Annotated in this window: 10 protein-coding genes; 6 read left to right on the top strand and 4 right to left on the bottom strand. The window is 57.2% G+C overall.

Annotated features, from left to right (window positions below; all coding sequences use genetic code 11):
• Window positions 1-7: 7 nt before the first annotated feature.
• Together AC1D2Q_RS06365 and AC1D2Q_RS06360 are read right to left on the bottom strand one after the other, a co-directional pair.
• Window positions 8-568, bottom strand: coding sequence for a hypothetical protein (locus AC1D2Q_RS06365; RefSeq protein ID WP_477812629.1), 561 nt, complete (start codon window positions 566-568; stop codon window positions 8-10).
• Between the two features lie 395 nt (window positions 569-963).
• Entirely contained in the window at window positions 964-1326 is a 363-nt protein-coding gene (locus tag AC1D2Q_RS06360; RefSeq protein ID WP_477812715.1) for a response regulator, read from the bottom strand.
• A gap of 258 nt (window positions 1327-1584) precedes the next feature.
• On the opposite strand from AC1D2Q_RS06360, the gene AC1D2Q_RS06355 reads away from it, so the two are divergent.
• From AC1D2Q_RS06355 to AC1D2Q_RS06340, 4 genes are all read left to right on the top strand, one after another.
• Window positions 1585-5076 carry a response regulator gene (locus tag AC1D2Q_RS06355; RefSeq protein ID WP_477812628.1) on the top strand — a complete coding sequence of 1164 codons (3492 nt, stop codon included), beginning with the start codon at window positions 1585-1587 and terminating at the stop codon, window positions 5074-5076.
• Window positions 5076-5888, top strand: a complete 813-nt coding sequence (locus AC1D2Q_RS06350) for a CheR family methyltransferase (protein WP_477812627.1) — start codon at window positions 5076-5078, stop codon at window positions 5886-5888. The genes AC1D2Q_RS06355 and AC1D2Q_RS06350 overlap by 1 nt, the downstream gene beginning before the upstream one ends.
• 78 nt (window positions 5889-5966) lie before the next feature.
• Window positions 5967-7181 carry a hybrid sensor histidine kinase/response regulator gene (locus AC1D2Q_RS06345; protein WP_477812626.1) on the top strand — a complete coding sequence of 405 codons (1215 nt, stop codon included), beginning with the start codon at window positions 5967-5969 and terminating at the stop codon, window positions 7179-7181.
• Window positions 7182-7225: 44 nt separating this feature from the next.
• The gene (locus tag AC1D2Q_RS06340) at window positions 7226-7603 is read left to right on the top strand and encodes a response regulator (RefSeq protein WP_018926027.1); all 378 of its coding nucleotides are present in this window, start codon (window positions 7226-7228) and stop codon (window positions 7601-7603) included.
• 85 nt (window positions 7604-7688) lie between these two features.
• Here the strand turns inward: AC1D2Q_RS06340 and AC1D2Q_RS06335 are convergent, their stop codons facing one another.
• Both AC1D2Q_RS06335 and AC1D2Q_RS06330 read right to left on the bottom strand, forming a co-directional pair.
• Window positions 7689-8744 carry a tetratricopeptide repeat protein gene (locus tag AC1D2Q_RS06335; RefSeq protein WP_477812625.1) on the bottom strand — a complete coding sequence of 352 codons (1056 nt, stop codon included), beginning with the start codon at window positions 8742-8744 and terminating at the stop codon, window positions 7689-7691.
• Window positions 8745-8820: 76 nt separating this feature from the next.
• The gene (locus tag AC1D2Q_RS06330; RefSeq protein ID WP_477743050.1) at window positions 8821-9720 is read right to left on the bottom strand and encodes a bestrophin family protein; all 900 of its coding nucleotides are present in this window, start codon (window positions 9718-9720) and stop codon (window positions 8821-8823) included.
• Between the two features lie 210 nt (window positions 9721-9930).
• On the opposite strand from AC1D2Q_RS06330, the gene AC1D2Q_RS06325 reads away from it, so the two are divergent.
• Window positions 9931-12078: an FUSC family protein gene (locus tag AC1D2Q_RS06325; RefSeq protein ID WP_477812624.1), complete on the top strand. Its 2148-nt coding sequence runs from the start codon at window positions 9931-9933 to the stop codon at window positions 12076-12078.
• The gene (locus tag AC1D2Q_RS06320; protein WP_008026537.1) at window positions 12068-12268 is read left to right on the top strand and encodes a DUF1656 domain-containing protein; all 201 of its coding nucleotides are present in this window, start codon (window positions 12068-12070) and stop codon (window positions 12266-12268) included. The genes AC1D2Q_RS06325 and AC1D2Q_RS06320 overlap by 11 nt, the downstream gene beginning before the upstream one ends.
• Window positions 12269-12417: the final 149 nt, after the last annotated feature.

Genomic DNA, 12417 nt, shown 5'->3' with positions numbered 1-12417 from the left:
CGCCCAGTCAATAATCGGGCAGATTTCTTACCAGAAATTCAGGTGCCCTGCCTGCCAGCAGCAAGTAGGCGGCGAGAGTATTGGTGTTAGAAGGAATGTCATGCTCACGCTCAAGATGCCGTTCCAGTTCAGTGAAAACCTCTGGAACCGATTTCTCTATGTTTTCAGGCGCATAAAGGTTGTAACCCGCGATGTGATTTCGATGCTCGTCGCCTCCCGCGTCCGGGTAAACGTCGAGAATAATTGCAGTCATGAGCACCTGCTCGAGGTTCAACTCAGAGATGGACTCACCTGATTTGGATCCGTGCCAGTCAAGCGCTTTTAAATAACTTTCGGACCAACTTTTGAAATAGGGGTGTACACCCAATTCGTGCAGCAGCTCGCGGAAATTCAATCGGTTTGCTGTTTTCGAACGGTTTCCCAATGCAATGCTACACAGGTCCACCAGCAGTTTTCCGCGTCCCCCTATGTGCTGAGCGGTCAAGGTACGAATTGTTTGCCTGTCATCCGCCGATAACACCAAAGCCTTGTCTTCACTGCCTGTGATGGCTTCCCAGTAGTTACCCAATGCCGGGGACTGTAATGAATGACTCTTCCCAGTCTATCTGCTGGTTGTTTTCATTTCCGGAAATGGCCTTTTTAAGCTGTGCGATAATTTCGCCTCGCTCGATTTTATCGCCCTCAATACCTTGCTTAAGTCGAGGGGTAATGTCGTGGGGGTTGGATAATTGCTAGTTATAATTCGCAACTGTGCGCTGCTGGTTCATTGGTAGTTCCTTCTACTGGTTGTTGCTTAGAGGTGTGGAGATCCTCTTTTAGTTTAAGTTATTGGGCAACTGGCATTGTATTAGTGTTTCAGAGATGGCTATGAAGTTGTTATGGGCGCGGACTGTTCCGTTGCGGAACAACTAAGAAGCACTGCTTTTTTCAGGAGCAGGTGCTCGGTGCGGCTTAAGCGCTTAGTTACACTTCAAGTATGCCCTTGACCTTATCCCGCAGTTGATCAATCGAGAACGGCTTGCCGATCACATGCATGCCGTCAGGCACCTCGATGCTTTCGGCATAACCGCTGGCGAACAGAATCGGCAACTCGGGGCGCAGCATGCGTGCCTGTTTCGCCAATTCCCGGCCGTCCATCATTGGCAGCCCCACATCGGTCATCAGCAAGTCGATGCACTGGTCCTTATCGTTGATGAAATCCAGCGCCTCTTCGCAGCCATCGGCTTCAAGTACCCGGTATTCCAGTTCCTCCAGCACATCGACGATCAGCATGCGCACGATGGCATCGTCTTCGACGACTAGTATGGTGGATGCGTTGGTGGACATAGTGGGGCTCTCAAGGTTGGATTTGCGATAGCGTCGATCGAAATCGCCGGGCTCTTGCATGAATAAGTGACGGATCACGACAAGTTCCCGAGGCGTCACAAAGAACAATAGCCGCATAAGAGCCACACAGAGTAACCGCTCCTTTTGCGCTGGAGCAGTGTAATGCAGGATTTTGCCGAAAAACGTGTCAGAAAAATGGATCCCCTCGGCCGATTTGGGGCAGACTCGATGGCTTTCAACAGTTCGACAAGGCTTCCCATGACCTCTGCGCCTGCGGTTGATGAGCAACGATTCCGTAAACTCCTGAGCCGCAACGTCAGCCTGCCGTTGGGTGTCGGTATCATCAGCGCGGTGTTCTTTGTCTTGCTGATCACCTATCTGCTGTCGGTGATCCAGTGGGTCCAGCACTCGGACCGGGTGATCAATAATGCCAATGAAGCCGTAAAACTGACCGTCGATCTGGAAACCGGTATGCGCGGTTTCCTGCTCAGTGGCGACGAGCATTTTCTCGAGCCCTATGAGATGGCCAAGCCAAGATTAACGGTCGCCCTCAATACCTTGCTCGAACTGACCGCGGACAATGGGGTGCAAACCGACCGCCTGCACCGACTCCAGGCCTTGCAGACGGAATGGGCCAATTACGCGCAATCGATAATCGATTTGCAGCGCGCAGGTGGTGATTACCGCAGCGTCGTCAAGGCCGGGCGCGGCAAACGGTTGACCGATGAGATCCGCAAGCAATTCGAAGACGTGATCGACATGGAGCAGCAGTTGCGTACCACGCGCAACGAAGAAGTGCGGCGCACTACTATCTGGAGCATCGCCCTTTATCTGTTGTTCGTGGCCGGTATCAGCGGATTGCTGGCCTATGTCGGCCGCCGGGATCTGCTCAACCTGTCCCGCAGCTACAGCGTCAACCTCGCCGCGCAACAGGCCAGCGCCCGGCGTCTGGAACGGCAGGCCTGGTTGCGCAACGGCCAGACCGAACTGGCCGAGCAAGTCCTGGGGCAGTTATCGCTCAATCTGTTGGGGCGCAATATCCTGCAGTTCTGCGCGCAATACCTGGGCAGCGCCGTCGCGGCGATCTATGTCCGTGAGGAGCATGGTGGCCTGAAGCGCATCGCGTCTTACGGTTTTTCCCGGGAACAGGAAGTACTTGAGCAGCAGATTTACAATGGCGAAGGAATTGTCGGCCAGGTGGCGCAACAGGCGCGGCTGATTCGTCTTGATGAGGTGCCAGGGGACTACTTCAAAGTCAGTTCCGGCCTGGGCGAAGGTTTACCACGCAGTGTACTGGCGGTGCCGACCAGCGATGACGATCGCGTCAACGGGGTGATCGAACTCGGTTTCCTGCGACCGCTGACAGATCGTGACATCGAGTTGCTCGAACTGGTTGCCGGCAACATCGGCACCTCGATCGAAGCGGCGCGCTATCGCCAGCGCTTACAGGAAGTGCTGGCCGAAACCCAGCAACTCAACGAAGAGTTGCAGGTTCAGCAAGAAGAACTCAAGAGCGCCAACGAAGAGCTGGAAGAGCAGTCGCGGGTTCTCAAGGAGTCCCAGGCTCACCTGGAAACCCAGCAGATCGAGCTGGAGCAAACCAACGAACAACTCGCCGAACAGGCGCAGATCCTGGCCGAACAACGCGACGCCATGGACCTGAAGAACAGCCAGCTGAATCAGGCCCAACTTGAACTTGAGGCCCGCGCCGAAGAATTGCAGCGTGCCAGCAAGTACAAGTCCGAATTTCTCGCCAACATGTCCCACGAGCTGCGCACGCCGCTGAACAGTTCGTTGATTCTGGCGAAATTGCTCGCGGAAAACCCGCAGGAAAACCTCAGCGCCGAGCAGGTCAAGTTCGCCGAGTCGATCTACTCCGCCGGCAACGACTTGCTCCACCTGATCAACGACATTCTCGATATTTCCAAGGTCGAGGCCGGCAAGCTTGAGGTGCGCCCGGAGAACACCAGCGTCGCGCGCCTGGTGGAAGGCCTGCGAGGAATGTTCGAGCCGTTGGCCGCGGACAAGAAACTGGATTTTGAAGTCGAATTGCGCGCTGACGCACCGCTGATGCTGTTCACCGATTGCCAGCGCCTGGAGCAAGTGATCAAGAACCTGCTGTCAAACGCGGTGAAGTTCACCGAAAAAGGCACCGTCAGCCTGATCGTCGCGGCTCAGCCCGGCGAGGGCATCGCCTTTATCGTCCGTGATTCCGGGATCGGCATTGCGCCGGCTCATCAGGACAGCATTTTCGAAGCCTTCCGTCAGGCCGATGGCAGCACCAACCGTCGTTACGGCGGCACCGGCCTGGGCCTGTCGATCTCTCGTGATCTGGCCACGTTGCTGGGCGGCTCCATCAGCCTGACCAGCACGCCGGGGCAGGGCAGTGTATTCACCCTGGTGTTGCCGCAGCACTACGTCGAACCGGGCGATACGCCTGTCGAAACGATGAAAGCCACGCCGGTGGCCATGCCGCAAGCCATCGTGGTTACCGCGCCTGTGCCGCTGATTGCCGAGGCCGAAATCGCGCGTTTCGATGATGATCGCTACAAGGCGCCGTTCGCCACTCGTTGCATCCTGGTGGTGGAAGATGAGCCGGACTTTGCGCACATCCTCTACGATCTGGCCCATGAACTGGGTTATCAGTGCCTGGTGGCCTACGGCGCCGATGAAGGCTACGACCTGGCCAGGCAATTCATCCCCGACGCGATCCTGCTGGACATGCGCCTGCCGGATCATTCCGGGCTGACGGTGTTGCAGCGCCTGAAAGAGCACGCCGAAACCCGGCACATTCCCGTGCATGTGATCTCGGTCGAAGACCGTGTCGAGGCCGCCATGCACATGGGCGCCATCGGTTACGCGGTCAAACCGACTACGCGCGAGGAACTCAAGGAGGTGTTTGCCCGCCTCGAAGCCAAACTGACCCAGAAGGTCAAACGCATATTGCTGGTCGAAGACGACGATCTGCAGCGTGACAGCATCGCCCGATTGATCGGCGACGAGGATGTCGAAATCACTGCCGTCGGCCTGGCGCAGGATGCACTCGAATTGCTGCGCACCACGATTTTCGACTGCATGATCATCGACCTGAAACTGCCGGACATGCTTGGCAACGACTTGCTCAAGCGCATGTCCTGCGAGGATATCTGCTCGTTTCCACCGGTGATCGTCTATACCGGACGCAACCTGACCCGGGACGAAGAGGCCGAGCTGCGCAAGTATTCGCGCTCGATCATCATCAAGGGCGCGCGTTCGCCCGAGCGGTTGCTGGATGAAGTGACACTCTTCCTGCACAAGGTCGAATCCCGGTTATCCCATGAACGCCAGACCATGCTCAAGACCGCCCGCAGCCGCGACAAGGTGTTCGAGGGGCGCAAAGTGCTGCTGGTGGACGACGATGTACGCAATATCTTCGCCCTGACCAGTGCGCTGGAGCAGAAGGGCGCGGTGGTGGTGATTGGTCGTAACGGTCGTGAAGCAATTGAGCGATTAAATGAAGTCGAGGACATCGACCTGGTGCTGATGGACGTGATGATGCCGGAAATGGATGGTTTCGAAGCCACCCTGGAAATCCGCAAGGATCCGCGCTGGCGCAAGCTGCCGATCATTGCGGTGACGGCCAAGGCGATGAAGGACGATCAGGAGCGCTGCTTGCAGGCCGGCTCCAACGACTACCTGGCCAAGCCCATCGACCTGGATCGCCTGTTCTCGCTGATTCGTGTGTGGTTACCGAAGATGGAACGCCTCTAATGGAGCGCAGCGAAATCGAACTGAGGTTGCTGATCGAAGCGATCTACCTCAAATACAGCTACGATTTTCGCGATTACTCCGGCGCGTCGATCAAGCGTCGGGTCAACCATGCATTGAGCCAATTCGAGTGCAATACCATCTCGGCGCTGCAAGAGAAGGTCCTGCACGATCCGACCGCATTCATGCAGCTGCTGCAATTGCTGACGATTCCGGTCAGCGAAATGTTTCGCGACCCTTCACACTTCCTGGCGCTGCGTCAGGAAGTGGTGCCGCTGCTCAAGACCTGGCCGTCGATCAAGGTCTGGATTGCCGGTTGCAGCACCGGCGAAGAGGTCTATTCGATGGCGATCCTTCTGCGCGAAGAAGGCTTGCTGGAGCGCACCATCATCTATGCCACCGACATCAACCCGCGCTCGCTGGATAAAGCCAGGCAGGGGATTTTCTCTCTGCAGAATGTTCGGGCCTACACTCACAATTATCAGCAGGCCGGTGGTCAGCGTTCGTTCGCCGATTACTACACGGCGGCTTATGACTACGCGATTTTCGACAAGAGCCTGTGCGACAACGTGACCTTCGCCGATCACAGCCTGGCCACCGATAGCGTATTCTCCGAAACTCAATTAATTTCGTGTCGTAATGTGCTGATTTACTTCAACAAAAAGCTTCAGGATCGAACGTTCGGCTTGTTTTACGAATCTTTGTGTCATCGGGGCTTTCTGGCATTGGGCAGTAAGGAAACCCTGGATTTTTCGGCCTATGGCAATCAGTTTGAGCCGTTGGTCAAACAAGAAAGGATCTACCGCAAATCATGAACCGTGCAGGTATTCCTTGTGTAGAAGCTATCGTGATCGGTGCTTCGGCCGTCTGCGTATCGAGCGGGAACGAATCCCATGCCAAGTAACATCCAGGCCAAATTACTGATCGTCGACGACCTGTCGGAGAACCTGCTGGCGCTTGAGGCGTTGATCAAGCGGCAGGACCTCATCGTCTACAAGGCCTTGTCCGCCGATGAAGCCTTGTCACTGCTGTTGCAGCACGAATTCGCGCTGGCCATTCTCGATGTGCAGATGCCCGGCATGAACGGCTTTGAGTTGGCCGAGTTGATGCGCGGCACGGAAAAAACCAAAAGCATCCCGATTGTGTTCGTCAGTGCCGCTGGCCGTGATCTCAACTACGCTTTCAAGGGCTACGAAAGCGGAGCCGTGGACTTTCTGCACAAGCCGCTGGATGTTCACGCGGTCAAGAGCAAGGTCAATGTCTTCGTCGATCTGTATCGCCAGAGCAAGGCGATGAAGCAGCAGGTCGAAGCCCTGGAGCAAAGTCGCCGCGAACAGGAGGCGCTGCTCGAACGGTTGCAGAACACCCAGAATGAACTGGAGCAAGCGGTGCGCATGCGCGATGACTTCATGTCCATCGTCGCGCACGAAGTTCGTACACCGCTCAATGGCCTGATCCTCGAAACCCAGTTGCGCAAAATGCACCTGGCCCGGGATAACGCCGCGGCGTTCACCCTGGACAAAATGCACGCCATGGTCGAGCGCGACGAGCGGCAGATCAAAAGCCTGATCCGCCTGATCGAAGACATGCTCGATGTGTCGCGGATCCGCACCGGCAAACTGTCGATCCGCCCCAGTCGGTTTGACCTGGTGCAACTGGTGCAGAATCTTTTGCGAAACTTCGCACCGCAGGTTGAGGCCGCAGAGTCGTCAGTCAGCTTGATCGCCGACCAACCCGTGATGGGCGACTGGGACGAGTTTCGTATCGAACAAGTGATTTGCAATCTGCTGACTAATGCGTTGCGCTATGGTGCCAAGAGCGCGATCGACATACGCGTGTACAATCACCACGGGCAAGCGCGGGTTGAGGTTCAGGATCGCGGTATCGGGATCGGTGAAGAGAATCAGCAGCGCATTTTTCAGCAGTTCGAGCGGGTTTCCACCAGGGCCGTGGTGGCGGGGCTGGGCCTGGGGTTGTTTATTTCGCAGCAGATTGTCGCCGCCCATGGTGGCTCCATTACCGTCGAGAGCCGGATTGGCGAAGGCGCCTTGTTTCGCGTTTGTCTGCCGCTGCAGGAAAACAGCCCGATGAACGCAACCTCTGAGTGACCAAATGGTCGTATCAGCAGCTATTGACCGAACAAAGGTTTTCCATGAGTGAAGATGCACAAGACGTGGTACTGATCGTTGAGGATGACCCTTCGATTTTGATGGTGCTGTCCGCTTATTTGTCGGGTGAAGGTTACCGGGTGCTGCAAGCCGAAAACGGTGAGCAGGCCTTTGAGATTCTGGCGAGCAAACCGAATCTGGACATGATGATCACCGACTTCCGCCTGCCTGGCGGGATTTCTGGCGTGCAAATCGCCGAACCTGCCGTGAAGCTGCGACCGGAACTCAAGGTGATCTTCATCAGCGGTTACCCGCAGGAAATTCGCGAGACCGACAGCCCGATCACCCGCAAGGCACCGATCCTGGCCAAGCCATTCGATCTGGATGTGTTGCAACAGATCATGCAGGACATGCTGTCCTGATACTGTGTGGATCAATCTTTACTACGCAGCCCCCGTAGGAGCTGCCGAAGGCTCGGGCCGTGTTCGGACGATCTTTTGATCTTGATTAAAGCCCTTGCTGCAACGCCGGATCATCCGGATTGAGCTGCTCGAGCTGCGCCAACAGGATCTGTACGTTCTGCAGCTGCCCGCTTTCCTTCCAATAGTTGATCAACAGCACGCGCGCCTTGCGATCGGCCGGGTGGCGCTGGACGATTTCCTGCAGCTGTTTCTGCGCGGCCTCCAGCTCTTGCTCGCCATGCAACGTGGTGGCCAGGTCGTAGCGGTAATCCTTATTGTCGGGTTCAAGCTCCACGGCTTTGGACAGCCCGAGCAACGCGAACTCACTTTGCCCGTGATGCAGCAACCAGAGCCCCAATGCATGTTGCAAGTAGGCCGAATCGGGCTGGGCCTTTAACTGCTTCGCCAACAATTGCTGGGCGGCATCGCTTTGGCCCAGTCGATCCAGCACGTCAATCTGCATCACCAGTGCCGGCAAGTTGCCGGGCGCCAGTTGCAACGTGCGCTCCAATGCCTGCTGCGCGTCCTTCAGTTCGGCATTATGCAAATGCAGGCGCGCCAGTTGGTACTGGGTGTCGGCGCTTTCCGGCTGCTGCTTGAGGACCTGCTCCCAAGCGTCAATGGCTTGCTCCAGGGGGCCGAAATACAACCCCAACTCATCCGGGGACAAGCCCAACAAGGCGTTGACTGCAACAAACCGGACACTTTGGTCTCTGTCATCGAGCAAGGGCCCGAGCAACAGACTGCGCTGTCCGTTGGGCACTAAACCGCTGATGCTTTTGATCGCCGCGATGCGCACCTCCGCCGATGGATGTTGCAGGTCCGCATCCGCCAGTTTCAAGGCTTGCGGGCTGGGGTAGTTGGGCAGTTCGGCATGCAGCCAGGCGCGGCGCTTGTCGGACAGGTCAGGGCGGCCCAATTGCTGGTAAAGAACCCGCGCCGCCCCCGGTTGACCCGTGCGTGCCTGGGTCAGCGCTTCGCTGTAGCCGCGTCGAATTGTCTCCGGCACCACAGGCGTCGTGCTGCGCAAAAAAAACCAGGCGAGGGCGAGGGCAAACAGTGCACAGAGGCTGATGAGCAGATAGCGGCGGGACTGAGGCATGCAGGAATCCGGGAGCTGACAGGCTTTTACAAAGTCACCAGCTTCGGTCAGGCCGGGCTGTGAGTCAAACCCTGGCTCAGTTCAGCACGTAGTCATCGGGCTCAAGGGCCGGTGGCAAGTCGGTTTGCCCCAACGCTGCCAGCACTTCGCGCTCCAGCGTGCGCAAAATCGCATTGCACGGCAAATCGTTCTCATCGAAGCCGAACGGGTCTTCCAGATCGTCGCCGATTTCGTCGAGGCCGAAAAAGGTGTAGCTGACAATGGCGGTAATCACCGGTGTCAGCCAGCCAAGAGATTCGGCCATGGCGAACGGCAACAGGATGCAGAACAGGTAGATGGTGCGGTGCAGCAACAGGGTGTAGGGGAAGGGCAGCGGCGTACTTTTGATGCGTTCGCAACTGGCCTGGACCTGACTGAGGCTGACCAGTCGCGTTTCCAGTTGGGTATAACGCCATTCGCTGATCTGGCCGCGCTCGGCAAGGGCCGAGCACCGGACGCCGATCCGCTGCAAGAGCGCGTCTGTGATGTTCGGATGTTCTGCGTCCACGGCATCCTGCGTCCACGGTTTGATGGCGCTCATCTCGTTTTCAACGCGCAGGCGGGCGATCAGGCCATGGGCGAACCCGCAGAGTTCACGCAGCATAAGTTCACGTTCGGCCGCCGCCATCAGCCCTTGGGTTTGACGAATCAACGATCGCACTTCGATGATCAACTGCCCCAGATGCTTGCGGCCCTCCCACCAGCGGTCGTAGCAGGCATTGTTGCGAAAACTCATGAAGATCGACAACGACAGACCCAGCAGGGTGAATGGTGTGGCGTTGACCTTGGAGAAATACGCCGGGTGCCAGATCTCCACCAGCACGATTACCGACGCCAGCAGGGTCACCAACAAACTGCGCAAGGCAATGCGCTTGGCAATCGAGCCTTTAAGGGAAAACAGCATGCCGAGCAGATTCGGCTTGGGACGCACAATCATGGGTAGGGGCTTTATAGAGAGAGTGATGCTTTCGCAGCGATTTCAGCCTAGGGGCATGGGGGGATCCTGTCCAATCGCTTTGGCTGACGAAGTGATCGACAGGCTCTATCAGCGCAGGCGTATCCATTGGCGAAATGGCCTACAGGTCTTGTCGACATTGAAACTCGTCGAAGCAAGGAAGCAATGACTACGCTTGCAGGAGATGACTCGATGAGCGCTCCCATGCAACCGCTGCTTCAATACTTCAAGGCCATTCTCAACCCCGAACGCGAGGTGCTGCTGTTTGCCCTGAGAACCATCGTGGCGGGGCTGCTGACGCTGTACCTGGCCTTTGTGTTCGACCTCGACCAGCCCAAGTGGTCGATCATGGCGGTAATCATAGTCAGTCAGCCATTGGGCGGCATGGCCCTGGCCCGAAGTTTCGGCCAGATCATCGGCACCACGTTGGGCGCGGCAGTCGCGGTGTTGATCATGGCCATTTTCCCCCAGGCGCCGCTGCCCTTCATCATCACCCTGGCCTTGTGGTTGGCGCTGTGTACCGCCGGCGGCACCTTGTTGCGCTACACCAGTTCCCAGGCGTTTGTTCTGAGCGGTTACACGGCGGTGGTGGTGGCACTGCTGGCGCAACCCGATCAGGAGGGGACGTTCCTGCTGGCAGTCACTCGCGTGACAGAAACATTGTTGGCGGTAGCTTGCGTGTGCGTTGTCAGCCTTCTGACGGCGCGATCGGAGGCGGTGGCCAAGGGTTACTTCGCCAAGATCGATCAAGTGATCAAACTGCTCGCGACTCACGCGGCAGCGGTGATTCGAACCGAGGAAAGCGAGGCCGATTTCCACAAGCGGCAAATGCAACTGTTGGGTGAGATCAGCGCCCTTGAAGGGCTGCGTCGGCATTTGTATTTCGATGCGCCACGGTTGCGTAGCGCCGATAGTCTGGTGCAGTTGCTCGGCAATCAACTGGTGCTGCTGACTTCGCGGCTAACGGCGTTGCGTCACCAGCGGCAACTGCTCACCGAGCGTTGGGAAGGCGCGTTGCCGGAAGAGATACAGCGTTTGCGCGCCGAAGAGCTGGCATTTCTCGATGAGTTGGCCGTGCAAGGGCGCTCATTGTCGAGCGAGGCGCGGCACCATTTCGCGGCGCTGCAACAGCGCTTCGATGACCAGGCCTACAAGGCCGAACAACTCACCGAGACGATGCCTGCGACCCTGCGCTCACTGGCCTGGGCACTGCGCTGGGAGCAGGCACGGATGTTGGAGCAACTGGGACAGATTCTGGAACTGAGCGACGCGATCCAGGACGGACGTGAAGCCAGTTGCGTGTTCCGTGGTCGGGAAAACCCGTTGCATCTGGATTTCACATTAGCGGCAATGAATGCAATCCGGGCATTTACCGCGTTGCTGGTGGCCGGTCTGATCTGGATCGAGACCGCTTGGGATGGGGCCCGTGGCGGGATGATTGTGGTGGGGATTCTCTGTTCGCTGATGGCGACTTTTCCGCGGCCATTGCTGGCCAGTCAAAGCTTTGCCAGGGGGCTGGGTCTGGCCTTGGTGGTGTCGGCGTTCTATCTGTTCATGCTGATGCCGATGATCAGTGACTTCGAGTTACTCGCCTTGTTGCTTGCGCCATTGCTGTACGCCGTCGCGGTGGGGCTGGCCAGTCCGCCAACCACTGGCACAGGCATTGGTCTTGGACTGACGACCATGCTGTTGCTGGGGCCGCAAAACGCAGGAATCGGCCAAAACAATGCCGTTCAGTGGTTCGAGTTTGCCGGTGCGTATATCTGCGCGGCCGCGATGGCGCTTAGCGTGTATGCCTTGATCTTCCCGTTCAGGCCCGATTTACGAATGCGCCGGCTGTTCAATGAAAGCTGCGAGCAGGTCTACGCTTTGTTGAAGACGCCGGCCACCGATGAACAGCAATTTGCGTTTGAAAGCCGCATGGTCGATCGCCTGACCATGATGTTGGGACTGTTGCCGGCGATCAGCGACAAGCATTCCCGCGAGCTGTTCGAAGTCAGCCTCGGATGCATGGCGCTGGGGGTGGCTTTGAACCAGCTCAGGCAGCAGGGGCAGAGCAATACGTTGTTGAGTACGCAACAACAGAACCGTTTGCTGGCGGCTGTCCGAGAGACAGGGCGATTGATCGCCGGGCGACCCGGGATTGACCTTGAGCAGTTGCTCGGAAGCTTGCATGTCTTGGGCGATGAAATGGACGACTTGCATTTGGACGTTCACGAACAGCTATGGTCGGTGTTCCGGATGCGCGTGGCGTTGTTGATCGTGGTGTCGTTTCTGGAGCGCCATCGCAAATATTTTCAACCCGTAGAAAAGGAAGGAGTGCCAGCCCTTGCCCATTGATCTGGAAGTGGGGGGCGTCTATTTGCCGCCAATCGCCCAGGCCCTGTTGCTGGCCTTGCCGATTTTTCTGCTGTTGGACTGGACCTTGCGCCGTTTGGGGGTATTGCGATTTGTCTGGCATGAAGCCCTGTTCGAAGGCGCGTTATATGCCTGTGTATGCGCAACGTTGATTCTGGTGATGGGAGCCTGAGCTGTAATTTCTACTGGAATCATTAACGTTGAACCGCGCATCAGCTTCTGAGCGGACTCTGTGCGTTGGCGTACAGACTCGTGCCTGTGAATACATTCAATCTGGGCAGAGGTGCGCTACATAGCTTGCTAATGAGACCGATGCGCGTC

The sequence above is a fragment of the Pseudomonas sp. P1_A1 genome (assembly GCF_056406935.1).
This window is presented reverse-complemented; position numbering and strand designations above follow the sequence as displayed.

What these genes read in the sequence shown, in the direction of transcription:
- AC1D2Q_RS06325 (WP_477812624.1), top strand. Translation starts at nt 9,931, where the DNA reads ATGAGCGCTCCCATGCAACCGCTGCTTCAATACTTCAAGGCCATTCTC.
- AC1D2Q_RS06355 (WP_477812628.1), top strand. Translation starts at nt 1,585, where the DNA reads ATGACCTCTGCGCCTGCGGTTGATGAGCAACGATTCCGTAAACTCCTG.
- AC1D2Q_RS06340 (WP_018926027.1), top strand. Translation starts at nt 7,226, where the DNA reads ATGAGTGAAGATGCACAAGACGTGGTACTGATCGTTGAGGATGACCCT.
- AC1D2Q_RS06335 (WP_477812625.1), bottom strand. Translation starts at nt 8,744, where the DNA reads ATGCCTCAGTCCCGCCGCTATCTGCTCATCAGCCTCTGTGCACTGTTT.
- AC1D2Q_RS06350 (WP_477812627.1), top strand. Translation starts at nt 5,076, where the DNA reads ATGGAGCGCAGCGAAATCGAACTGAGGTTGCTGATCGAAGCGATCTAC.
- AC1D2Q_RS06360 (WP_477812715.1), bottom strand. Translation starts at nt 1,326, where the DNA reads ATGTCCACCAACGCATCCACCATACTAGTCGTCGAAGACGATGCCATC.
- AC1D2Q_RS06330 (WP_477743050.1), bottom strand. Translation starts at nt 9,720, where the DNA reads ATGATTGTGCGTCCCAAGCCGAATCTGCTCGGCATGCTGTTTTCCCTT.
- AC1D2Q_RS06345 (WP_477812626.1), top strand. Translation starts at nt 5,967, where the DNA reads ATGCCAAGTAACATCCAGGCCAAATTACTGATCGTCGACGACCTGTCG.